Below are 24,176 nucleotides of genomic sequence, written 5' to 3'. Positions count from 1 at the left end.
ATTTACATATTCTCATATTTCCTGCACAATCTCACAGCCTGTACAATTAGTGGAATTACCATCAATACCCAAACAATAGGCTCTGTTAAAATAACGCCCCAGTAACCGCAGATCTTAATAAGCGTAAAGGTAAGAATTACTTTACCCACTAGCTCAATACTACTAGAGATTACAGGAGTAAGCTTATCTCCCAAGCCTTGTAGAGCATTTCTTGTAATTGTAATCATAGCTGTAACCCAGTAAAGTAGAGTATCCACTCTTAAATAAAGACTAGCTGTGTTAATTACTTCCTTATTGTCTGAGCTAATTAGTATCTTTACAAGAGTTGGAACAATTGTATAGGCAATAATCACAATAAATATACACCATATCCAACCTAGAAGTATAGCACTTTTTAGGCCCTTTACGATTCTTTTATACTGCTTTGCTCCAAGATTTTGTCCGCAAAAAGTAGCCATAGTTTGACCAAGTACTGTAAACATCATCATGAAAAGCTCTGTAAGTCTTCTTGCTGTTGTATGGGCAAGAATAATATTCTGTCCAAAAGAATTAATAGCGCTTTGCATAGTAACGCTACCTATATTAATAAGAGAGTTCATAAAGCCCATTGAAAGACCTGTGGAAAGCAGCTTATTATCAAGGCTTGACTCCCTTTTAAAATCAGTCCTACCAACCCTTAAAATCTCATATTTCTTCACCATATAGAGGGCACAAAGCACCATTGCTATTCCCTGGGAAAGTACAGTTGCTATAGCCGCACCACGTACACCTAGGGGAATTATTTTCATAAAGAAAATGTCAGCACCTATATTAAGTGTTACTGAAAATAGCAAGAAATAAAGTGGTGTTATAGAATCACCAATAGCTCTTAAAAGGGCTGCGCAGACGTTATATAACATAAGTAGGGTCATTCCTAAGAATACTATGAAAATGTAATTATAGGCCTCTGTTAAAAGGTCTGCCGGTGTATTTAATACTATAAGTAAGGGTTTTAAAAATACTAACACTAAAACCGTAAGTACAATAGAAATTGTAATTCCAAGTCTAATGGAACTTGCCACAGTTTTCTTTAAATAGTTAATATCCTTAGCTCCAAAATATTGAGCTGCAATAACAGCAAAGCCATTAGTTAGACCATTTAAAAATCCTACTATCATAGTGTTAATAGAATTAGTTGATCCAACAGCTGCAAGGGGCGATTCTCCTAGCACGTAGCCTATAATCTTAGTATCTACCAAGTTATAAGTCATCTGTAGTAACATACTAAAAAATACAGGTACGGCAAAAGCAATAATAAGCTTAATAATATTGCCCTTTGTTAAGTCTTTCATAAATGTCTCCTAGTTTCTTTTTAATTTTCCTTTATAACAATGACGTGCTCGCATTAGTTGCGGCTTTGCCGCGGCTCGCACACAAGTAGTGATTTGCTACGCAAATAACTACAAGAAAAAAATGAATGCAAGAAGTAAAAACTTCTTGCATCATAATTAATAATTATTCAATTGAAAGGTATGCATCTAATATCTCTGACACATCATCGAAATCAGAATCTGTAACTACTGCAATCTCTCCATATAGAAGCTTTCTTGCTGCAAGTAACATTCTACTATCTGCTGATTTCATCTTTCTTAAGTCCTTAGCTCTTTCGTTCTTTATATTATATAGAGCTCTAATAAGATGCATTAACTGTAATGTATCTTGTGACTTAACCATTTCGTCATACTGCATTGGTGTAACCTTTTCATTAAGAAGCGGGTCTTTCTTACAATTCTTAGCACGTTCAATTAACTTCTTACATTCAGCCTTTGATATAACGTTTCTCATTGCCACTTTTGTATTCTTAACTGGACAATAGATAATTCCCTTAGCATCATATACAGGCTGAAGGAAATAATAATCACCTTTTACATCTTTAATTGGAGGTGTAGCAATCTGCTCAATCTGGCAAACTCCTACTACGCCATAACATACCTTATCTTCAACTTCAAACATAAAATTTCCTCCAAATCCGGGATATACATAAATCCATAAGTCAACATTATTAAGTATACAACATTTCATAGTTTTTTTCAAAAGAAAATTATGTTTGGCCTATCTTCTGTTCAAAATATTAAGTAAGAGCCTATGAAAATGCGTAAAGAAAAGCATCTAGCCTAACAATAATAAAAAGGCACCTCTCATAACGAGAGATGCCTTACTTCCGAACTATTTAATTTAGCATTTCTTAAATCTACTAATTATTGTTAAATTAGAATAAATTAACGCTGCCAGCGATATTGCCATTAGCTACATAGTAGCAAGCATTATCTTCAGGCTTAAGATATAACTTAAGGTCGCTTGCAGAAATGTTCTGCTCCTTAAGGTCATCTAAAACTCTCTTCTCAAGAGTATCAAAATCAACCTGCTGATTTAAGTACTGAACAAATAATTCCTTCTTAACAGTTTTCTTTGCAGCTGAAGTAGACTTTGTAGCTGTCTTAGCTGTTGTTGTCTTTGTGCTAGATGCTGTCTTCTTAGCTGTAGTCTTCTTTGTAGTAGATGCCTTAGTAGCTGTCTTCTTTGTTGCGGCTGCCTTAATCTCCTTTGGCTCTACCTTAACGTCTGCTGTCTTTGTTCCAAAAACACTACTAACCTGTACTGTGCTTGTTGTTGCCATGTTTTCTACCTCCTCAATAAATTAACATGCTAAAAATTTCTTTATAGATTCAACTGCCTGTGATTCATCATCACCCTCAGCCGAAATAACAACTTCAATTCCTGGCTTTAAACCAAAAGCCATAATACCCATAAGACTCTTAGCGTTAATACTCTTACCCTCACTAATGATTTCAATGTGACTGTTAAATGCACATGCTGCCTGAACAAGTTCAGCGATTGGATTCTTGTGCAACTTATCAATGTCGCCGACTAAAACATTTTCTTTCATGTCAAACTCCACCTAACTTTCAAAAATTTAAAAAATTCCAAATACGAATATACTCTAAACTCTCAATTAAGTCAACTATCGTTTAGCTATTAATATAATTTTTGTAAAATACGTCAATAGATAGATAGAATTTCTTGTCTTTATTGGTATTTTTTATTAAGATAATTTATCTTATCAAAATATAAAAATATAATAATACTAATTATTTGATAAATCAAGTATTAAATATGTATTATGTCCTTTTTTTACAAAAGATTTTTGCGAAATATTTTTCAAATATTTATTTAATCATTTAGTTTTGACTTAAATTCGCGTATATAATCAGCGGAAACTTTACAATCATAAGCAGACTCGTCTAAAAGCTTAATAAAATGAGAACCTACAATTGCACCATCAATAGTATCAACTAAGCTTTCAACATCTTCATAAGTTCTAATTCCAAAGCCCATCATTACTGGAATCTTGCTGACTGCTTTTACATTTTCCAAATACTCTCTAATCTCCTTATGGAAGTTTGCACCATTACCAGTAACTCCCATCTGGGAAACGCAATAAACAAATCCTCTTGCATTTTCCAAAATCATTGGAATTCTTTGTTTTGAAACTGGTGCTACAAGTTGAATTAAAATTGGGGCATTGTCGTATTTTGACAATTCATTTTTTAACTCATACTGCTCTTCAAAAGGTAAATCTGGAATAATAAGTCCATCAACTCCTGACTCAATACAAGCCTTAACAAAATTCTCTACACCAAGATGATATACGTGATTGTAATACATCATAAAAAGAATAGCCTGCTCAACGCCTTCTGCTCTAATTTCCTTCATCATCTCAAAAGTCTTTGCAAGAGTTGCGCCGTTATTAATTGCTCTAAAGGAAGCATCCTGAATTACAGGGCCATCTGCTACTGGATCTGAAAATGGAATACCGAGTTCAATTACATCACAACCCGCTTCCATACTAGTCTTTATGATTTCCTTTGTCTTCTCGTAATTTGGAAGTCCAGCTGTAATATATGTTATAAAAGCCTTTTCATTTCTTTCCTCTAAAGTCTTCATTCTAGTTTCAATTCTATTCATAATACACTCTCCTTTTACTACACAAACTAATTACATATTAGTCTCTTCGCCTCTAATATATTTCTGAATTGTATTAATATCCTTATCACCACGACCTGAAAGGCACATAACAATAATCTGATCTTCCTTCATTTCCTTAGCCATCTTAATTACGTGAGCAAGGGCATGAGCACTTTCAATAGCAGGTAAAATACCCTCTAATTCGTTTAATTCCATTAAGGCTTCCATACATTCCTTATCTGTAATAGAAACGTATTCAACTCTGCCGCTATCTCTTAAAAAGCTATGTTCAGGACCAACACCTGGGTAGTCAAGACCTGCGGATATAGAATGTGCTAAGTCGATATTTCCATTTTCATCCTGAAGTAAATAAGTTCTCATACCATGGAGAGTTCCCATCTTTCCAAGAGCCATAGCAGAAGCATGCTTACCTGTTTCAATACCAAGGCCACCTGCCTCAACACCTACTAACTTAACATCCTTTTCTTCAATGAAATCTGCAAACATACCAATAGAGTTAGAACCACCACCAACGCAGGCAACTACTGCATCTGGAAGTCTACCTTCTTGCTCTAGGATCTGTTTTTTAGCTTCTACTGAAATTACCTTCTGGAATTCCTTAACCATCTTAGGATATGGGTATGGACCTACGGCTGAGCCAATAATATAAAATGTATCTTCAGCATTTTTAGCCCAAGATCTAATAGCCTCGTTTGTAGCATCCTTTAAGGTTCTGCTGCCAGTCTTAACAGCCTCAACCTTAGCTCCTAAAAGCTCCATTCTAAATACGTTAAGGGACTGTCTTTTTATATCCTCTTCACCCATGTAAACTGTACATTCCATGTTAAAAAGCGCTGCACCTGTAGCTGTTGCAACGCCGTGCTGACCTGCACCAGTCTCAGCAATAATCTTTGTCTTACCCATTCTCTTTGCAAGTAAAATCTGACCGATTACATTGTTAATCTTATGAGCACCTGTGTGGTTTAAATCTTCTCTTTTAAGATAAATCTTTGCGCCATATTTCTTAGATAATCTCTCTGCCTTATAAAGAGGTGTTTCTCTACCCACATACTGCTTTAAATAGTAGTTATATTCCTCTATAAACTTTGGGTCAGCAATTGCTTCCTCAAAGGCCTTAGATAACTCATCAAGAGTATTCATAAGGGACTCTGAAACATATTGACCTCCAAATTTTCCATAATACTTTTCTTCTTTCATTTTCCTACCTTACCTTTCTTGCATTTTCAATAAAAGCTACTAGCTTCTCCTCACATTTACCTACTATACTTGCGTCGTCAAACTCAACGCCTGAACTTACATCTACTACATCCGGATTTACCGTCTTTATAGCTAGTGCCACGTTATCCTTATTTAGCCCACCAGCTAGAAAAACTTTCTTTCTTTTGATGTCCATTTTTTTCAAACTGTTCCAATCAAAAGTCTTCCCACTACCAGGAATGCCTGCGTCAAAAAGAATTGCAAAAATCTTATCCTCATTTTCTAACTCCTGCACTTCTTTTACTATCTTTTCATCTGCCACTTTTAGGTTAAGAGCCCTAATTATTGGGAGTCTTATATTTTCTAAAAGCTCTTTATCTAAATCCCCATGAATCTGAATATAATCAAAGCCAACTTCCTCAATAATTTCTACTTGCTCTTGGCTAGGACTAACCACCACCGCAACGGTCTTTATACCCGCCTCCTTTAGTGGCTTAATTAAGGTCCTTGCCTTGTCTTTGAAAATGTTTCTCTTACTCTTCTCAAAAAACATAACCATACCAGCATAATCGGCCTTTTCTCTTATAACTAAAGAGACATCATTAATAGATGTTAGGCCACAGATTTTAACTTTAGTCTTAGCATCCTTATTAATCTCTATAAGACTCATAAACCTCCTTAAAATCCTTGATTAAGGCCTTTGGAGATTCAGCCTCCATAAGCACTGTTCCAATTAAGAGAGCATTTGCCTTTGACTTAGAAAGGGTTACAACATCTTCCGACTTTGAAACACCACTTTCTGATACAAGTAAAACTCCCTCTTCTCTTAAACTTGCTGGAATCATATCTGAAAGCTTCTTAGTTGTATTAAGATCAATCGTAAAATCCCATAGGTTGCGGTTATTAATACCAATGATCTTAACACCAAGACCTAGCATTCTCTCCATCTCTTTCTCATCGTGAACCTCGCAAAGGCAATCAAGTCCAAGGCTTGTAGCAAGCTCATATAGGCTCTTTAACTCTTCATCCCTAAGAATTGCTGCAATAAGTAATATGGCATCAGCACCAATGACCTTAGCCTCGTAAACCTGATAAGGATCAATAATAAAGTCCTTTCTAATAATTGGAAGCTTAGTCATTTCTCTAATTTGCATTAGATAATCAACACTTCCATTAAAATGATCTTCTTCCGTTAAACAAGAAATAGCATCAGCACTTTCGCTATAGTCCTTAATTCTTGACTCTAGGCTAATCTTGTTATCCATCTTTCCGTGGCTTGGAGAGGCCTTTTTAAACTCTCCAATAATAGATAATCCCGGCTTTGCAAGGGCCTCATAAAAGCTAATAGACTGTCTTGTAGACTTAAGGGCCTTTTCTTTCATTTCCTCTAAAGATACATTTTCCTTAGCCTGAACTAATCTAATCTTTTTGTCCTTAACTATATCATCTAATATCATAGTGCCTTCGCCTCCTCTAAAAAGTTTTCAATCATCTTCTTTCCATAATCTGTATAGATAGATTCTGGATGAAACTGCAAACCATAAATTGGATAATCTCTATGTTTAATGGCCATAATCTCGTTATCATCAGTTCTTGCAATCACCTCTAACTCCTCTGGCATTGTCTCCTCTAGGATTGCAAGGGAGTGATATCTTGCCACATTAATTGGTGATTTAAGGCCTGCGAATATATTTTCCGACTTAAAATCTATCTTTGACTGTTTGCCATGCATAATGCTTTTAGCAAAACTTACAGTGGCACCAAAGGCCTCACCAATGGACTGATGTCCTAAGCAAATTCCAAGGATTGGCTTCTTGCCTGCAAAATACTTAATAGCCTCAATACAAATTCCCGCTTCCTTTGGACTTTTAGGACCTGGGCTAACAATAATTGCGCTAGGGTCAAGCTCCTCTATTTCCTTTATAGTAATTTTGTCGTTTCTTACAACCTTAATGTCGCTATTAAAAATTCCAATAAATTGATAGAGGTTATAAGTAAATGAATCGTAGTTATCAATTAAAAGAATCATTGTAATTTCTCCTCCTCCACTAATGTTTTGGCAAGGGCCATAACCTTATTCTGGCACTCCTTATATTCAAGCTCTGGCACTGAATCTGCAACGATTCCAGCTCCTGCCTGAAGATAAACCTTGTCGCCCTTTTTAATCATGGTTCTAATGGTTATGCAAAAATTCATGTTGCCGCCAAAATCCATGTAACCAGTTGCGCCACCGTAGAGGCCTCGTCTTACATTTTCAAGCTCATCAATAATCTCCATAGCACGTATCTTTGGAGCACCTGAGAGAGTTCCTGCAGGAAGAAATGAAGAAATCAAATCAAGTGGATGATATTCTTTATTTTTCTTACCCTCAACTAAGGAAACGATGTGCATTACATGAGAATATCTTTGAATATTCATAAACTGTGTCACCTTAACTGAACCAATCTGGCTAACTCTACCCATGTCGTTTCTTGCAAGGTCCACAAGCATAACGTGCTCTGCTCTTTCCTTTTCGTCAGCTAAGAGCTCCTTTTCAAGTCTTAAATCATCTTCCCTTGTCTTACCGCGCTTTCTAGTGCCTGCGATTGGACATGTGAAAATGTTATTATCTGTCTGCTTTACAATCATCTCAGGAGAACTACCAATGATTTCAAAGTCTCCGAAATTGTAGTAGTAAAGGTATGGCGAAGGATTTACCTTTCTAAGTCTTTCATAGAGGTTAAAACCTGACTGACCAGTTTTAATAGTCCATCTTTGAGAAAGTACAGTTTGGAAAATGTGTCCCTTCTTTATGTAGTCCTTAATCTTAAGAACTTTCTTAGTGTAGTCCTCAAGGCTATCACTTTTATTAATAATCTCTCCATCAAGTACAGTGTCGATTTTCTCTTCACTATAACTTGCTGCACCCTCACGAGCTTTCTTAATCATGTCGTTGGCTTCTTTTAGGGCACGTTCCTTGCCATCTGCACTATCCTCATCTAGGCAAACTGCTGTAAGAGTTTCAGCTACGTGATCAATTGCAATAAACTTAGTTACTAACATAAGCTGGATAGTTTCAATGCCAATCTCATCAGGATTCTCATCTGGCAAATCCTCGCTATATCTAATATAGTCATAACCATAGCTACCTACTAAACCACCGATAAATTCAATTTCTCCTACGTCTTTTTTTACTTCAAATTCATCTAGATATTCCTTTAGAAGTTCTCTTGGATTACCTGTTTTTTCTAATTTAGTTCCATTTGCTTTTGTAATAATTAGACCTGTCTTTGTGGAACTAATAACTTCCTCAGGTTCAGCTCCCATAAAAGTATAACGACCATTTTCCTTATCGTTACTTTCAAGCAAAAAGCCCTTAGTTCCATCCTTAGTTAGTCCTTTAAAAAGGCCAATGGCTGTTTCATCAACAATACTTACACTCTTTTTGTAGGCTCTTAAAACTCTCTTCATTCTCAACACTTCCTCCTTCTAATAAGCGGCCTGTCACTCAATACATAGCGCATCTAATACGTGACTTGTCGCAATTACGAAGTAATTGTGACCCATCAAAAACTTAAAAAAAGTCCCTGATAAATGCGCTAACATCTATCAGGGACGAATTATCGTGGTGCCACCCTTGTTCTAGATCTAATTTAAAACTTAAGTCTCTAGCATAGCTTTTTTTGCTAACTTTTGTTTTAAAAAAAGGTGGTAACCCTAAACTAGGATTAGCCACCTGTTAAATCTACTCATTTCAGATACATATTATATCCTTCCCCTGTAACGTGAGGACACGTCTTTTGCTACTTGTCGCAACTACGCAGTAGTTGTGACAATATTCGCAAAAGCATCTCCCAGACCCATTCACTATATGCTCACACACCAAAATCTCAGCAATCTTTGGCTCTCTGTAATGCAGCTTCTATAGCTACTCTTTCTGTTCATCGACTTTATTTAGTATTAAGTTGAAAATATAGTATCATTCATTATTACTTTAGTCAAGTAAAACTTGAAACTTTTACGCTTTAATGAAAGAAAAAGCTTTGAACATCTATCAAAGATTTTTTTTATTATCTATACATAGCTCTTTCGCCACCAATATACTTTGGACGTGTTCTTGCACAAACTACATGAGCATTGCCAATTGTGTTAGTCTTTGTTCTAACTGGCACTGCTACTGACTTTAAGTGCATTCCAATTAAAGTATCACCGATATCCATACCAAGCTCTGCTTTTACAGTTTCTACCATGACTGCATTTTCCATATGCTTGTAAGCTGCTGTAGCCCAAGAACCACCGGCCTTTAGCTGAGGTACTACGGCTACGATTTCAAGATTGTGAGCCTTAGCATATGCCTTCTCTACTACAAGAGCTCTGTTTAAATGTTCGCAACACTGTGCTGCAAGCTTTAACTTGTGAGCCTTACAGCACTCGCTAATTGTGCTATAAAGGGCTTCGCCAATTTCCTCACTTGAAAATGTACCTAGCTTATGAGCTGCAACTTCACTTGAAGAACAACCAACAATAAGTAAATCTCCTTCTTCAGGCTGTGCCTGTGCTATAAGATCTTCTAGGATTTCCTTTGCCTCTGTTTGAATCTTTGCGATTTCTGTGAATTTTTCGTTTGATATTCCTGCTGCCATTTTTATATTAAGGGCTATTGCCCATCCTCCTTTTACTAAATTAGTCATAGACTTTATAACTTGTATATTATCACAATGTAGAAAAAATACAAAATACTACTTTTACTTTTGTTTTATTAGTAGTACAATGAGATTAGCAAAAAAGTCGGAACTACTTAATGGATGGGAACGTTAACCTATTACTTGTCTGGGGCTAGAGGGGAGGACTCGTAGTCGGAAAACTAAAAGGGGGCATCTTTTATGAGAAGTCTGAAAGCTCTTCCATTTATCGGCTTAATAGCAATAATTGCTAAATTTGCTGTAAAAATATTAGCAGGAGTAATTATGCTTGGGATTGTTTACAGTTTTGCGACAAAAGATTTTACTGCTATTAACTATGTACTCTCACCTGAGAGCCCAGTTGTTAAGCTTTACAAAGAAATCTATGATAAAATTCCAGATATCATAGTCGCTATTAAAACGACTTTACAATTTTCTGTCATAACATTACCATAGATATGACAGGTAGCAGATAAACCAATAGCTTTTATCTGCTGTTAAATTAGCATAATTAAAGGGAATCCACTAGGGATTCCCTTTTTCATTTTATTATTAATTATAGAATATCTGTTAAATCTTCAAATTTCTCGATTTTATAATTGTATTCATCTACATTTCCAAAACCGTAGCTTGCAAAGATAAAGTCAATTCCTGCATCTACTGCAGACTGCTTATCTCCTTGTGTATCGCCGATGTAGACAGGATTTTTAAGATTATTTCTCTTAATTAAAATCTTGTTTGTCTCGCCCTTTGTTACAAAGGTTCTGCCCCAACATTCTGTATCTTTAAATAGATAAGCTAATTTGTGAGCCTTTAAAAAAGCCTCAATATAACCATCCTGGCAGTTACTAACGATATAGAGGGGATATTCTTTACTAAGCTCCTTTAAGGTTTCTTCTAACTTAGGATAAAGTACGCCACCTACCTCTTCTAGGTATTCATTTTCAAAAAGGCAAAGCTCATCCATAAGGGCGTTTCTAACAGCTTCCTCCTCCTTTGGGAAAAGCATGGCAGCGATTGTGTACATTGTCTTTCCCATGCAATCTGTTAAATCCTCCTCAACAATTAGCTCTCTCTTAATTTCAGGGTGCTTTCCTAAAATGATATTCCAAGCCTCCACAATTGGCTTAGTGGAATTCCACATTGTCCCATCTAGGTCAAAAATTAGACCGTCATATTTCTTATTCATTTCCATTACTATCTTCCTTTAATGCTTCCTCTAATTGATCAAGGATTGATCCTAATTGCTGTTCCTGAGTGATATCATAGCAAATTGAGAAACAGTCTCTTGCAAGAGCTAATTCGTTGTCTTGCATCATAAGCTCTCCGACTCTGTAAATAATACCGATTGTCTTTGAGTCTGGGCCTGGTTCTACATTTTCCTCAGTAAAGACCTTCTGAATTCGTCTAATATCAATGTCAGGTATCTTCTTTTCAAGGGCCTCTTCAATATACTTAAGCTCAGAATCTGCGTTGTCTGTGTGATAGTAGACGTTGGAATACTGATAAGCATCCCTTGCAATTTCTGGCTTGTAGCTTGAAAGGTAGTAATAGGCAATATTTCTATAATATCTAGCCATAGTTGCTCTAGTGCAGCAATATCTATAGGCCTGCTTTGTTACCTCAAGGAATCTATTAAGCATGTTCTGATACTTGTAGCTCTCTGCTAAGCCAAGATAAGAATCAAGGTCTACTGGGTTCCAGCTAAGAGCTTTTTTATAAGCATCTTCTGCTGCCTTGTATTTACCCATGTTCTGGCAGAGCTCACCAAAGGTTCTGTAATACTCCCCTACTGGAAGGTCAAGAGTCTTAACCTCAGCGTCTGGCTCAAAATAAACCTCATATAAATAATATTCCATAACATGATTAAGGCTCATGTAAATTTCTTCCTTGCTATCCTTAGTAAGTTCTACAACTGCATCGGAATTAACCTTTGCAGCTCTTCTCTCATCTAAGCTTTCCTCAATTGTCTTTAGTAATTTATCAAGCATTTCGTATGCTTTTTCATAATCTCCTGAATCAAGAATTTCTTTATAGCCCTTAAATTCAGTCTTTATGTTAGTTAATTTCTCTAGATTCATAATTTACCTTTCCAAATCCTAATTAGTTTTGTCTGATCTATTAATATCATCTATTTTATTATTGTTGCTTGTATCAAGCTTAGGAGTAATAATTATTCCCTTCTTAAAAGGCTTATACTCTCCCACTAAGATTGCAACGCTTCGAGGGGCAAGTAAAACTGTTCTCTTCTCCTCATTAATTGTAGCAGTCTCTTTCTTTGTGGCAGAACACATAACAATCTTCCAGCCCTCTTTAGAGTCAATCTTTGGAAGGGCAAGCTCGTGCTCCTCCCAGTGCATATTATAAGCTATATAAATAAGCTCATTAACGCCTTCTTCACCGTGAGCTGCAGAATACATCATGCCCACCTGTCTAATGAAATTATCTGTTGGTGTAAACCAAGCATTATTGCCATGATATGACAAATCTGGGAATCCAATAGATAATCTGTCTGTTTGACTAAGTGGATTTTCCTGATGTAGGATTGCATATTTTTTTCTAAAATCTATTAAAGTTTTAGTCCAATCAAAAATCTTCTTAGCAGTTGAAGTCTCCTTCCAAGTAAGCCAAGAAACCTCGCTATCTACGCAGTATGGGTTATTATTACCCTCTTGGCTATTGGCAAATTCATCTCCGGCCAAAATAAGTGGAGTGCCCGCAGATAAAATCACCATAGTGAGAGCATTTTTAATCTGCTTAAGTCTAAGATCAATTATCTTACGCTTCTTTGTAGGACCCTCTTCGCCGCAGTTCCAGCTATAATTAAAGTTCTCACCATCTCTGTTGTTCTCGCCATTAAGTTCGTTGTGCTTTCTATCATAACTTACTAAATCTGTTAATGTAAAGCCGTTGTTATTGGTGATGTAATTAATAACTGCACTGTTTGTTGGATTGTTTTTTGTAACATTTATAAAACTCTGAAGCTGATTCTCATCACCTTTAAGTAACTGTCTAACCACATTCTGGAAATCATTATTATAATTTGCCATGTGCTTATAAGTGCCTTTATTACCCTCCCAAAATACTGTTAGTACCTTAGTTTTTGATAGCATTGGGTCTGAAGCAATAGCTTTTAAAATGGTTTCCTCTCCGTATACGTGAACGCCATCGATATGATACTCATTCACCCAATATCTTACGCAGTCAAGGCATAAGCTTACGCTTTCCTTTACAAAAAACATTTCCATAACCACTTCAATTCCTGCTTTGTGTGCCTCTTTTACAAGGTCCTTAAATTCAGAACTGTAGCCTTTTTTGTAGTCCTTTCCTGCAACGCGAGAGGAAAAACTTGCTTTAGGTGCAAAGTAAAAACCTCTAGTATAACCCCAGAAGTTAACTGCGCTTGATTTCTCACCATTAATGAAACGAGTATCCACCCCGTATCTTGAAAGAATGGAATCTTCCTTTAACTGATAAAAACGTCCGATTTCATCAAATTCATAAGCTGGCATAAGCTCAATAGTTGTAATTCCTAAATCCTTAAGATAAGGGAGTTTCTCTATGATACCTCTAAAGGTTCCCTTTTCCTTAACCTTAGAAGTCTTAGACTTTGTATATCCTCTGACATTTAACTTATAAAAAATACTGTCCTTATAGTCTAAATCAAGAGGTCTATCCCCTTCCCAATCGTATTCCGGAAGACAGATTGGTGAGATATAGACATCCTCTCTTGATTTCTTACCAAAGCAGCCACAATCTGTGATTTCCTTGGCATAAGGATCTATGAAAATGTGTTTATCTATTTCATAAGCATAGAAATAGCTAGATAGGTCTATTCCTGAAATTGCCATAGAATAGACGTCGCCAAATCGCATATCCTCTTCAAATTTAATCTTATACTTAGGGTGCTTTTTCTTCTCGCTAAATAATAATAAAGTCACGTTGGATGATGCATTTGCAAAAGAAAAATTGTAAACGCCATCTATTAAATTCGCCCCCATGATTGTTGGATTTCCGCTTCTTACCTGCATTTCCTACTCCTATCCTAGCTTTCTTTAACTTACGCTCTATCCCTATAAAGTCCCTGCATTGTCTTCTTATCAAGCTTGTAAAAACGCATGATAAACAAGGTTACACACCAGCCAATAATTGGAATCACGCAGTAAAAGAAAACTGTCATGTACTTTAATTGCGGTGTCAATGCATCCTCGACCTGTGGGAAAACTTTCCCAAAGCCTATAACCGACAAGCACAAACCCACAAATGCTGTGGCAAGTGCTGAAAAAGTCTTATCAACAAATGAAAAAAGTGCTCCCATAATTCCAGGCACAAAATAACCACTTATACAATACTCGTAATCGGTACAATCTGCAATCATTGGAACTACTATGTTGTTAGATATAGATTTTACACCATTAAGTAGCATGAATACAAGTAAAAACAAAATAGTGATTAGATTTATGTGACTTAGGGAAACCTTAGTTAAATCCGTAAATAGCATCATAAACATTAAAATTAATTGAAAAAATATAGCCAAATAAGTAGATAAAATAAGTGCCTTCTTCTGGCCATTTTTCTTGGCATAGTTAATTCCAAGATAGATAATTGCTAGGTTTGGAAAACCTATAATAATACCAATGATACCTGCAAGGGCATAGTTTTGCATAAGTATTCCGTAAAACATAACTAGCACCGTAGCATTTCCATAAACCATCTGAGCAAATTTATTAGAAGCCGCAGCGATTACAAGCATCCTAATAGGTTTGTTATGCTTAAGTATATTAAAGTACTCCTTAAAATGTATCTTTGGCCTTTCTTCCTTACTCTCTAACCTAAAATACTTAATATTATCCTTTTCCCAAATTCCAATAACCGCCAGTAATGAGCAGATTCCAGCCACTATTACAACGGTTATTACAAACTCAATATAAAGGTCTTTATTTGTGAAGCTCTCATACTTTCCAATTAAGTAAACAGATACGTAAAATGCTACAAGACCGTGAGCAAGCATTATAAAAGTTGAGTCAAAAAAGGTTATAAAGGGGCGCTGTGCCGGATCATTAGTAATAACCGACTGGCCAGATTTTACAACCGCTGTCTGGAAAGTATAGCCTATGATGTAGACTGAATAAACTACGATAAAGTAAATTGGCTTTAATACATTTGCAACCAAATCTGTAGTAAAAAAAAGCACTAGAGAACTTATGGCCATAAGCACGTAGCCAAGAACTATGTAAGGCCTAAACTTTCCGTACTTGCCATTGGTCTTATCAATAAAATAGCCAATAAAGGGGTCAGTTACACCATCAAAAACCCTCATGCCTGTTAAAATAAAGGAAATAAGCACAACTCCAAGACCTGCGATTCCATTTGCATAATAAGAAACGTATCCCATCATGGCTAGGAAAAGGTTTGTGGAGGTGTTATTTAGACTAAAGAGGGCAATCTGCCACATCTTTGCTTTATTTGCTTCTATTGTATTTAGATTTTCCTTTGATTCTTTATTAAAATTATCATTCATAATATTTTCACTCATTATTTTTTTGCTCATATTATATAAACAATTTTTTCTTATTATATTATAATATATTTGACATATTTTAACGAGTAAAAAAATATATGAATCGGCTTGAATAAAAAGCCCTGTTCATGTAATATAAACATCTAGGTTTACTTTATGCGATTTACTTTGTTTAATTAGGTTGCTAATTGTAAAACCTTTAAGCTGGGAAATATTTACTTAAAGGGGATAAGGGAGCACTAAATTTTATAGGAGAATGATCATGACTAATCTAGACAAAATCATTTCTAAGGTGAACAACAATAAAGTTTACATACAAACCCATAATTTTCCTGATCCAGATGCAATTGCAAGTGCATATGGTCTTTCTGTTTTGCTTAGAATCAGAGGGATTGATGCACAGATCACTTACAACGGTTCCATTGATAAGACAGTTACTGCGAAGATGGTTCGCAGGCTTGGAATTAAGGTGGTGGAAAGTGAATCTGCAGACGAGTTAGAAAATGACGATGAGATTATTATTGTTGATGCTCAGAAAGGTAATGCCAATATTATTAACATGAATGGTACAGAAATTATTTGTATTGATCACCATCCTATCTATATTAATGAAGATTACCAATTCTCTGATATTCGACCTGAGGTTGGGGCCTGCGCCTCAATTATTGCCTCTTACTATGTTGAGAATGACATTGATATTCCAAAAAATGTTGCTACTGCCCTTTTATACGGCATCAAGGTTGATACTGCTGATATGAAACGCGGGGTTAGCGATTTGGATATGGAGATGTTTTATATATTACATGGACTTGCGGACAATGACGTGCTCTACGACCTTGATAGTTCTATCATAGAGATGAGCGATTTAAAGTCCTATAGCACAGCTATTTCAAGTGTGGACATTTACGAATCCGTTTGTTTTGCGGATGCTGGTAAAAATTGTCCCGATGCCCTTATTGCTAACATTGCCGATTTCCTAATCACGCTAAATGGCATTGAACTAACCGTTATTTATTCTGTAAAAGCAGATGGCATCAAGTTATCCATAAGAAGTAATTCTAATTACAGAGCCGGTTACATTACAAACATAGCCTTAGAGGGCATTGGTAGTGGCGGCGGCCATGATAACATGGCGGGAGGTTTCCTACCATTTAAAGGAAATCCAGAAGAAATCAATCTTAATGAGTTTATCATTCAGATGAAAGAACGCTTCTTACAGACATTGGATGTGTCTTATTAAATAATTGTTATATTAAGTATCGATACTAGGGATGTTAAGAAAACTAAGGCTTAAACGCTAGAAGTTGTCTTGACATCCTAATTTTATTGAATTATATTTAAAAATGGTTTAACAAATGTCGGGGGAATTATCGACAAAACTTAAATATATTAGTTTGAACGCAGTGTAAGCAATCCCCCGCTTCAAAAGCGTAAGCTTTAAGCGGGGGTATAAAGCTTACTGGTGTCAGAAGGGGTTAAAGCCCCTTCTGACAAGTGGCACAAAGTGCCACTGCGTTCATGAGGAAGTAGCAAAGCGGATTCCGAATGTCCGCTTTACCACAATTTCTAACGTGCCACAAACTATTCGCTACCATAGCTCAGTTGGTAGAGCAACTGATTCGTAATCAGTAGGTCGTGGGTTCAAGTCCCATTGGTAGCTTCTGTAGCTATTCACGCAGTGAATCGCTACCTATCACCCGCCCCGCGACGTCAGTCGCATCTAATGGCGGGGGTTCCCCACTTGTGGTGGGACAAGATAAGCCGTATCTCATGTCCTGAGGTTCCCCACTTGTGGTGAGACGAGATAAGTCGCATCTAATGGCGGGCCCCCCTGAAAGGATCACTATGAACTGTAACATCTGCCCTCGTGGCTGTAATATAAATCGAAAAACCAACACAGGATTTTGTAAATCCTCAGACCAAATAAGAGCAGCCCGTGCTGCTCTTCATTTTTGGGAAGAACCCTGTATTTCCGGAAGTAATGGCAGTGGCGCCATATTTTTTTCAGGCTGTAATATGCGATGCATTTTCTGCCAAAACTATAACATTGCCGCAAATACAGATGGAATTGAAATAAGTGTTGAGAAACTCTCAGAGATTATGCTAACCCTTCAAGCACAAGGGGCCAACAATATAAATCTTGTAACTCCAACGCACTTTACTTATGAAATCATAAAGGCCCTTGAGCTTGCAAAGAACAAAGGCCTTGTTATTCCTATTGTCTATAACACTAGCTCTTATGAAAAGGTGGAAACTTTAAAGGATTTAGACGGCCTTGTGGATGTCTATCTTCCTGACTTTAAGTATGTAAGCCATGAGTTATCAAAGGAATACTCTAACGCCCCAGACTATTTTGAAGTGGCTAGCGCTGCCCTTGCTGAAATGTATAGACAAAGAAAGTCTCCAGTATTCTTTACAGATGAAGAAAGAGAAAGCCTTAAAAAAGCTCACAATGTAAATATAGAAGATGGAATTTTAAAATCCGGCATTGTTGTTAGACATCTTTGCTTGCCAGGAAGCACAAAGGATTCAAAGGCTGTCATAAAATATTTATATAAAAAATATGGCGACAACATTTTCATAAGCATAATGAACCAATATACTCCTCTAAAGCAGGTGGAAAATCATCCAAAGCTTCACAGAAAGGTGACTAAAAGGGAATATGATAGTGTCATTGACTACGCCCTTGATTTAGGCCTTACTAAGGGCTTTACCCAAGATGGCAGCGTGGCTAGTGAAAGCTTCATTCCTGAGTTTGACTATAGGGGAATTTTATAATCTAATTGACAGTGTTTTGATTTGCAATTATCATTTTATTGTTATTTCGTTTTTGACTTATGTCAGAATAAATTTTGAGAGGAAAATATATGATATCACTTACAGTTACTAATACCAGCGACTTTATGAACAAGCTCTTAGTAAAGGAAACTTTTGATATGTTACTTTTATCTGAGGCAGATATTCAGACTGGTTCATTTTATAAAATTGATGGTAGAATCAACACAAGTTTCTACACAGCCGAGGAATTAGAAGCTCTTCCTGATAGCCAATATTCTAACTGGAAGATGCAAAGACCTCACATCTTTAATCTTATAAAGGGCAAGAAAGTGCCAAGCGGCCTTAAAATCATTTTCGCCCTATCAAAAAAAGCAATTGCAAAACTCATTGAGAAAAATGATATCGACCTTGATATTGATAGCATTGATGGACTTTTTATAAATGTGAATTACAAGGATGATGTTGTAACAATTATTACAGGTACTTCTCTTAAGACTTTCACTCTTGATAAGAGTTTAGAGAAAGCTTTTGATGCTTATATTAAGAACACTTTTGAAATGGCTGAAATTGCCTATACAGAAAATTAAAGAAAGCTGCAAACATAAGGAATGAATAGACTATAGACTTTGTCTACTCATTCCTTATTAACTAATATCATATAGAAATTCTCATTCACTACAGACAACGACAATAACTTAGGGTGTAATACAATATTAGTTGTCAGGAACGACTGACATCGTTTGCATGATGTTTTCATGATCTTTCGTGAAGCTCTTCATATCACGCTTATAATTTTACTCTTTTTAAAGCTCCCCTTTCAACACAGTTCAGTACCAAAAAGCTACATCTAAGTACATTGAGCACAATTTAAACCAATTAGAATAAAAAAATAAAGCCTAGAAATCTAGACTTTATTTTTTCGTTTAATGTTTGTGAATTCGAGGGTACGATCTGTCAAAAGACAATCTATATTATGTCCATATGAGAAAATGCATTTATTAATATACGGGACAATAGGGAGAACGCATTTCCTTATATGAGCATAACCTCCATGTTTGTTCTTTTATCCTTAATTAGATTTCGCCGAGTAACCAACGTCTAATTAAATCAAAAAATGCTGAACCGCTTACCATATTTAAAAACCTCCCACGATCTTTATGTTTACGATGATAATTTATCATCTAAGAATATTTTAATTTGTTAAGTTTTATTTTTCAACACAGTTGAGTACCAAAAAGCTACATTTGGATACACTTTTTCGAAAAAAGTTTTAACTATTTTGATTAGGTATAATAATCTCAGTTGTGTAAATGTAACCGTCATCCGAAGTTATAAGAGAACCATCTAGCTTATCTAGTACATTCATTGCGTTCTTTAGGCCGTAACCATGGCCTTCCCCCTGTTTTGAAGTAATATATCTATTTCTAATTTTAACCGGTGGACTTATGCGCTTGTTCTTAATTGTAAGAATCTTGTTTACATTTGTCATAGACATTTCAATATAGACATCGCAGTCAAGCTTTGCCCTATCGTCTTGTCTCTCTTCACTAGTCATAGTCTCAAGCTTCTTGTTTGCTGCCTCGAAGGCATTTAGAACAAGATTATAGAAAATGGTACAAAGGTCGATATTTGATATACCCATGTCAGATGGCAAATGTCCCTCCCACCTTGCATTTACCTTTGGACACTGTCTTATACACTCCGATAAAATGGAAGACATAAGGCTGTTTCCGGTATTAATCTCAGGACTTAGCTCTGTAACATTTTCACACATAGCATCAATGTACTTAGCAAGCTCCTCATATTCCTTATTCTCGCTTAAATGTCGCATGCAAAAAAGATGCTTTCTAATGTCGTGTCTAAAGGCCTTAGTTTGGCTATCCTTCTCCTCCATGACCTTAAAATACTCAATCTGATTAGCAATTACCTTATTGGATAATTCGATTTCATACTCTAATCTGTCGTTTTTAACTAGGTTAAAGACAAGTAAAACTAAGGTAATTACTGCTAAACTTGTGGAAATTAAAAGCACCACTACTATTCTATCTAGGCTCATATTTAGATTGAGAAAATATAGCGAGAAGACGCTAATATTTGCAATAATACTAAGACCTGCAAAGGAATAGACTAAAATGTACTTATCTAATTTATACTTGCTAAAATCAAACTTCTTCTTATAAACGATGAGGCTTATAACTAGAATCAAGAGAAATACTGGAATCTCTAAGATAAATTTAGTTGCATCATAATTGTAGATTGAAATTTTACTCTCTGGTATAAATAAATAATTTAGTATAGAAACTAGGCTATCAAGCATGGTTACTAAAACCGTTGCAAATATAAGCTTAGTTAGGTCTTTCTTATTGTAGAGATTAAAGCCTATAACTAGCACCGGCAGTACTATCTCAATAAAGTCCTGTAAGCTATCGTTTAAGAAAAACTCGCTTAAGATACCCACCACTAAAACTAATATGATTGAAGGGTATAGTTTGTATTTCATTTTTAATTTAAAAATACAAGTAACTAATAAATAAACGTCTAAATATATTACTAACAAAATTAAAGCTCCTAAAAAATGATTATTCATGTCTTCTCCCTATAAATTGTCATCCTCACAAACATTAGATAGTCACTTTATTGCTTAAGCTATAGACATTCATACTGTCTATAAAATGACCCCAATAACTAGAACTTACCTCAACCTCTTTGTAGTGCACGTTATCAAGCTTTACACTTCCGCCTCTATAGCCCTTGCTATAGCCAACTACATGTTCTAGATTAATTACGTAACTTTTTGTAATCCTTACAAAGCAGTTAAGCTTTTCTTCTTCTACAAATCTTTCCCAATCGGAAATGTTTCTTGTGCTCTCCACCTCAGAATCTCTAGTTACTACAATGCTCTTTCTGTGTCCCGCTTCAAAAAGAACAATGTCGTTTATTTTCAAAACTAGCTTCTCTAATTTTGAGACAGGTACTTCTATCAATCTATTCTTGGTTATTTTCTTATGCGCAGCAGATATCATTTCATTGAATCTGTCTTTATTAATTGGCTTTCTAAGAAATCTAAAAGGTAACACTTTAAAAGTGTCATCAATAATTCCATCTTCACCTGTTAAGAAAACAATTAGTCCCGTAAAATTATTCTTTCTTAAAATCTCTGCAAGCTGCAGGCCATTAATCTCTGGCATTAAATGATCTAGAATTATTAAATCATAAAAATTATAACCTTTGTTTTTCAGAGTCACCAACAGATCAATACTTGAACTATATCCGTCATACTCTATGCTGTCGTCAATATCTTGAATGCGCCATCTTACGTCGTCTATCACTATGCTGTCATCATCACATATGGCTATTCTCATAATTTACCTCCATTATTTAGTTATAATCTCTCGGAATCTCTAAGCCAGTAATTTCAAGGCTTTCAGATTCCTTTTTTATTAAAATTCCCCACTTTTTTTGTCAAATTCTCTTGACAAATCCATCATTCTGATGCTGTTTCCCATTCCACTTCTATACTATGGAGCATAGTCGTGTTCTGCCAGCCGCCCGTTCCCGGTGTTCCCGTATGCCAGATCAAAATTCCGCCCTCCGGATTTACCGACACCTCCGACTCCAACCGTACCTCATGTGCATAGCCTTTTTCCATCTGATAAGCAGGCTGAGGTGTATCACATTCAGCCGTAGCAATCAGCGTTTTTCCTTCCAATCTGACAGTTACACAAAAGCCGGTGAGATAACAGGAAACCAACTGTAATGCAGTCAGATAGCTGCTCTTTCCTTCTCTATATTCTACCAGCGCCATTGCTACTGCATCAGAAGCTTCTTTTACGCGGATTACCCGCAAAGCATATCCTGTCAACTTTTCTACCTCAAACTTGATTCCAAAATCCATGTATTGTCCTGCACTGCCAAACCCCTGCCCCGCCGTCTTTGCAGGGTCAGCCTTTACCGTCAGGCTCATATCACCATACTGTTTTAAGACGGGAGCAAACCGAAGTCTGGCGCCCTGGGTATTCTGATAGAACCCCACACCCTTGCTTCCATTGCCTGTCTCCCCATATTGCCAGGCCGGAATACTGCTATCCATCTTCCAACTGCCAAAGGTGGACGAGTTAATCTCTATGTCGACCGGTCTTGCACAATCCAAAGTCCAGCTTCCCCTTCTTAATTCCGGCTGATTTTCATCCGGTAATTCAGAGAAATCTGTAAATAAATACTTCTCATCCACTTCGTCTTCCGTCACAGGAAAAGATGTCATAACCTCTTTTGCAATTCCCGGCAAACTTCCCGAAAGTCTGGGAATGATGACTGCCTTTATATATTTTCCGATATCAGCCGCTGTCAAACGATAGCATTGAAGCGGAATGCTTCTTTTGGTCACAGCGCAGAGTACCGCACCCTCTCCCGCTGCGGTATCACACCTGTACCAGGAAATCTCCGACGCATCCGTGCGTTCCTTTGAAGACAGAGCATAGGAAAGAGTCACACATCCCATTTCTCTTACCATCTTCATTACAGGTTCTCCTGTCAGTTTCGGTGCTGGAAAGAGGCAGGGTTCCACAGAAATGGCAACCGCAGCCTCCAGACCGCTCTCCGTACACGCATGAACCACAAGCTGCTTTTCCTGCTCACTGTGATTGCGATTTTCAATTCGACAGGAATGCTCCGTTTCCGGAATCAGTTCTGCATAAACTGTATCTCTTTTCTCCAATCGAAAGTCAACCCTCTCCCGGCATTCCTCTCCGGAAAAGAGGAATACCTTCGCGGTAACATGAATAGCATCTTCTCCGTAGACAATTTTTTCCCTGTCTGTCTGCAACTGCATAAAAGTCGGAATTCGCAGCTTCCCGGCTTTTTTCGAAATTTCCGGCTCTCCCAGAGGATTCCAGCCCTCACTTCCCCCCAGCAGATTTTCAATATTGATATATCTCTTTGCCTCATATTCGAAAACATAGGCTTCCAGCGCTTTCTTACCCTGAAGCTGTACCGTTTCTTCGCTGCCACCGCCTCCAAGTATGACCGGCTTTCCGTTTTGAACAACTCCGTACTGATAACATTTTAGAGAGGGCAATGGATATTTCGTCCAATCAACTCTCACAGGCACGTTTTCCGCTGTTTCATAGCAACAATCAATCAACGCGATCTGACCGCCCTCCTTGGTAAGATACTGTTCTGCCTCCGTTCCCAGAGTCTTAATCCTGCTACGGAAAATGCAGTCAATAAACACAGCTCCCGTTCCTGTTGCCTGATAAATGGGCCGATTACCGTAAAAATCAAAATCGCAGCCTACATACACTGCGTTTCCGTTTAAAGCATCATCTGTGCTCTCAAAATGACAATTCCGATACAATGCGCGTTTTGCCCCACAAACAGGAACCAGATTTAACCGACTTACAAAACGGCAATTGTCGGCACAAAGTTTTTCTCCTTCCTGAAAAGCAAGCTGTGCCTGGGTAACAGACTCCGTTCTCTTTTGCTGATTCAGTGCCGGATTCGTCGGATAGACTAAATCTACACAACAATAGTTTCCCAGCGTCAGATTGGCAAGGAACAATTCCTCCACCTGAAAACTAAACAGAGTATAATTTCCGTTGCAGGCATGGGACTGCCCTCTGTTGCCTGCAATCACTATGTTTTCCGGCTTTTCGGATAATCCTACTATTTTTAAAGATCTGCTGTTTACATGCATACCGAAGGGAGCTCTATCCCCTTCTTTTTTTTGCAGGGTATCTGTTGCCAGAGGGTCATCAATCCAATAGACATTTGGAACAATGTACATGATAGTGGGATTTTCCAGACTCCCTTCCGAAAGTTCACGACCGGCAAAAGCCTCCTGAATATCACAGTAGACATGAGGATGCGCAGCCGCCTCCTCCCGGGAAAGTCTGCCATCCAGCAAAAGCGTTTGTTCATTCAGTTCCCTGTATTCTTCATTATATATAAAACCCTGTTCCTTCCAGATGATGTCCAACTTTTGGTTCCTCCTTGTC

General features: G+C 36.9%; 22 protein-coding genes, 1 tRNA gene and 1 other annotated feature. Of the genes, 5 read left to right on the top strand and 18 right to left on the bottom strand.

The genetic code is table 11. From position 1 onward, the window contains the following. Nucleotides 1-2: 2 nt before the first annotated feature. From G600_RS0101965 to G600_RS0101915, 11 genes are all read right to left on the bottom strand, one after another. Complete coding sequence (locus tag G600_RS0101965; protein WP_027430430.1) at nucleotides 3-1,331, bottom strand: MATE family efflux transporter; 1,329 nt, start codon at nucleotides 1,329-1,331, stop codon at nucleotides 3-5. A gap of 163 nt (nucleotides 1,332-1,494) precedes the next feature. After that, a complete protein-coding gene (locus G600_RS0101960; protein WP_027430429.1) occupies nucleotides 1,495-1,992 on the bottom strand; it encodes a CarD family transcriptional regulator in 498 nt (165 codons plus the stop codon). Between the two features lie 256 nt (nucleotides 1,993-2,248). Further along, entirely contained in the window at nucleotides 2,249-2,656 is a 408-nt protein-coding gene (locus G600_RS13470; RefSeq protein ID WP_051195314.1) for a DUF6465 family protein, read from the bottom strand. A gap of 21 nt (nucleotides 2,657-2,677) precedes the next feature. Continuing rightward, the gene (locus G600_RS0101950; protein ID WP_027430428.1) at nucleotides 2,678-2,926 is read right to left on the bottom strand and encodes an HPr family phosphocarrier protein; all 249 of its coding nucleotides are present in this window, start codon (nucleotides 2,924-2,926) and stop codon (nucleotides 2,678-2,680) included. Between the two features lie 284 nt (nucleotides 2,927-3,210). Then, complete coding sequence (trpA, locus tag G600_RS0101945; RefSeq protein WP_027430427.1) at nucleotides 3,211-4,005, bottom strand: tryptophan synthase subunit alpha; 795 nt, start codon at nucleotides 4,003-4,005, stop codon at nucleotides 3,211-3,213. Nucleotides 4,006-4,035: 30 nt separating this feature from the next. Further along, a complete protein-coding gene (gene trpB / locus G600_RS0101940; protein ID WP_027430426.1) occupies nucleotides 4,036-5,223 on the bottom strand; it encodes a tryptophan synthase subunit beta in 1,188 nt (395 codons plus the stop codon). 4 nt (nucleotides 5,224-5,227) lie between these two features. After that, nucleotides 5,228-5,893 carry a phosphoribosylanthranilate isomerase gene (locus G600_RS0101935; protein ID WP_034245164.1) on the bottom strand — a complete coding sequence of 222 codons (666 nt, stop codon included), beginning with the start codon at nucleotides 5,891-5,893 and terminating at the stop codon, nucleotides 5,228-5,230. Further along, nucleotides 5,874-6,680, bottom strand: a complete 807-nt coding sequence (gene trpC / locus G600_RS0101930) for an indole-3-glycerol phosphate synthase TrpC (protein WP_027430424.1) — start codon at nucleotides 6,678-6,680, stop codon at nucleotides 5,874-5,876. The genes G600_RS0101935 and trpC overlap by 20 nt, the downstream gene beginning before the upstream one ends. Continuing rightward, nucleotides 6,677-7,252 carry an anthranilate synthase component II gene (locus G600_RS0101925; RefSeq protein WP_027430423.1) on the bottom strand — a complete coding sequence of 192 codons (576 nt, stop codon included), beginning with the start codon at nucleotides 7,250-7,252 and terminating at the stop codon, nucleotides 6,677-6,679. Before G600_RS0101925 ends, trpC begins: the two co-directional genes overlap by 4 nt. Continuing rightward, complete coding sequence (gene trpE / locus G600_RS0101920; protein WP_034245159.1) at nucleotides 7,249-8,673, bottom strand: anthranilate synthase component I; 1,425 nt, start codon at nucleotides 8,671-8,673, stop codon at nucleotides 7,249-7,251. Before trpE ends, G600_RS0101925 begins: the two co-directional genes overlap by 4 nt. 137 nt (nucleotides 8,674-8,810) lie before the next feature. Then, nucleotides 8,811-9,156: a binding site (T-box leader), on the bottom strand. 116 nt (nucleotides 9,157-9,272) lie between these two features. Next, nucleotides 9,273-9,845 carry a TIGR01440 family protein gene (locus G600_RS0101915; protein ID WP_034245156.1) on the bottom strand — a complete coding sequence of 191 codons (573 nt, stop codon included), beginning with the start codon at nucleotides 9,843-9,845 and terminating at the stop codon, nucleotides 9,273-9,275. Nucleotides 9,846-10,085: 240 nt separating this feature from the next. Here G600_RS0101915 and G600_RS0101910 point away from each other — a divergent pair, with 240 nt between their 5' ends. After that, entirely contained in the window at nucleotides 10,086-10,340 is a 255-nt protein-coding gene (locus tag G600_RS0101910) for a hypothetical protein (protein WP_027430420.1), read from the top strand. 100 nt (nucleotides 10,341-10,440) lie between these two features. Here G600_RS0101910 and G600_RS0101905 read toward each other — a convergent pair whose 3' ends face one another. The 4 genes from G600_RS0101905 to G600_RS0101890 are packed head-to-tail and all read right to left on the bottom strand — an operon-like array spanning nucleotide 10,441 to nucleotide 15,405. Continuing rightward, nucleotides 10,441-11,079 (bottom strand): HAD family hydrolase, encoded by a 639-nt coding sequence (locus tag G600_RS0101905; protein ID WP_027430419.1) that lies wholly within the window; start codon nucleotides 11,077-11,079, stop codon nucleotides 10,441-10,443. Then, entirely contained in the window at nucleotides 11,066-11,965 is a 900-nt protein-coding gene (locus G600_RS0101900) for a tetratricopeptide repeat protein (protein WP_027430418.1), read from the bottom strand. Before G600_RS0101900 ends, G600_RS0101905 begins: the two co-directional genes overlap by 14 nt. Nucleotides 11,966-11,983: 18 nt before the next feature. Next, complete coding sequence (locus tag G600_RS13465; RefSeq protein WP_051195313.1) at nucleotides 11,984-13,915, bottom strand: alpha-amylase family glycosyl hydrolase; 1,932 nt, start codon at nucleotides 13,913-13,915, stop codon at nucleotides 11,984-11,986. Nucleotides 13,916-13,944: 29 nt separating this feature from the next. Beyond that, nucleotides 13,945-15,405: an MFS transporter gene (locus G600_RS0101890; RefSeq protein ID WP_051195324.1), complete on the bottom strand. Its 1,461-nt coding sequence runs from the start codon at nucleotides 15,403-15,405 to the stop codon at nucleotides 13,945-13,947. 262 nt (nucleotides 15,406-15,667) lie between these two features. Here G600_RS0101890 and G600_RS0101885 point away from each other — a divergent pair, with 262 nt between their 5' ends. The 4 genes from G600_RS0101885 (at nucleotide 15,668) to G600_RS0101870 (ending at nucleotide 18,770) form a co-directional block, all read left to right on the top strand. Further along, nucleotides 15,668-16,645: a DHH family phosphoesterase gene (locus G600_RS0101885; protein WP_027430416.1), complete on the top strand. Its 978-nt coding sequence runs from the start codon at nucleotides 15,668-15,670 to the stop codon at nucleotides 16,643-16,645. Nucleotides 16,646-16,992: 347 nt separating this feature from the next. Beyond that, a tRNA-Thr gene (locus G600_RS0101880) sits at nucleotides 16,993-17,065 on the top strand. 185 nt (nucleotides 17,066-17,250) lie between these two features. After that, complete coding sequence (locus tag G600_RS0101875) at nucleotides 17,251-18,183, top strand: radical SAM protein (protein WP_027430415.1); 933 nt, start codon at nucleotides 17,251-17,253, stop codon at nucleotides 18,181-18,183. A gap of 89 nt (nucleotides 18,184-18,272) precedes the next feature. Beyond that, a complete protein-coding gene (locus tag G600_RS0101870) occupies nucleotides 18,273-18,770 on the top strand; it encodes a DUF5721 family protein (protein WP_027430414.1) in 498 nt (165 codons plus the stop codon). A gap of 683 nt (nucleotides 18,771-19,453) precedes the next feature. Here G600_RS0101870 and G600_RS0101865 read toward each other — a convergent pair. The 3 genes from G600_RS0101865 to G600_RS0101855 all read right to left on the bottom strand — a co-directional run bounded on the left by G600_RS0101865 (nucleotide 19,454) and on the right by G600_RS0101855 (nucleotide 24,157). Further along, nucleotides 19,454-20,770 (bottom strand): sensor histidine kinase, encoded by a 1,317-nt coding sequence (locus G600_RS0101865; protein WP_027430413.1) that lies wholly within the window; start codon nucleotides 20,768-20,770, stop codon nucleotides 19,454-19,456. Nucleotides 20,771-20,804: 34 nt separating this feature from the next. Next, nucleotides 20,805-21,545 (bottom strand): LytR/AlgR family response regulator transcription factor, encoded by a 741-nt coding sequence (locus G600_RS0101860; RefSeq protein ID WP_027430412.1) that lies wholly within the window; start codon nucleotides 21,543-21,545, stop codon nucleotides 20,805-20,807. A gap of 122 nt (nucleotides 21,546-21,667) precedes the next feature. Next, nucleotides 21,668-24,157: a hypothetical protein gene (locus G600_RS0101855; RefSeq protein WP_027430411.1), complete on the bottom strand. Its 2,490-nt coding sequence runs from the start codon at nucleotides 24,155-24,157 to the stop codon at nucleotides 21,668-21,670. Between the last annotated feature and the right edge of the window lie 19 nt (nucleotides 24,158-24,176).

The organism is Lachnospira multipara ATCC 19207 (assembly GCF_000424105.1).
GTDB lineage: Bacteria > Bacillota > Clostridia > Lachnospirales > Lachnospiraceae > Lachnospira > Lachnospira multipara.
Note: the sequence above shows the minus strand (reverse complement) of the source record. Positions and strands in the feature narration are given on the sequence as shown.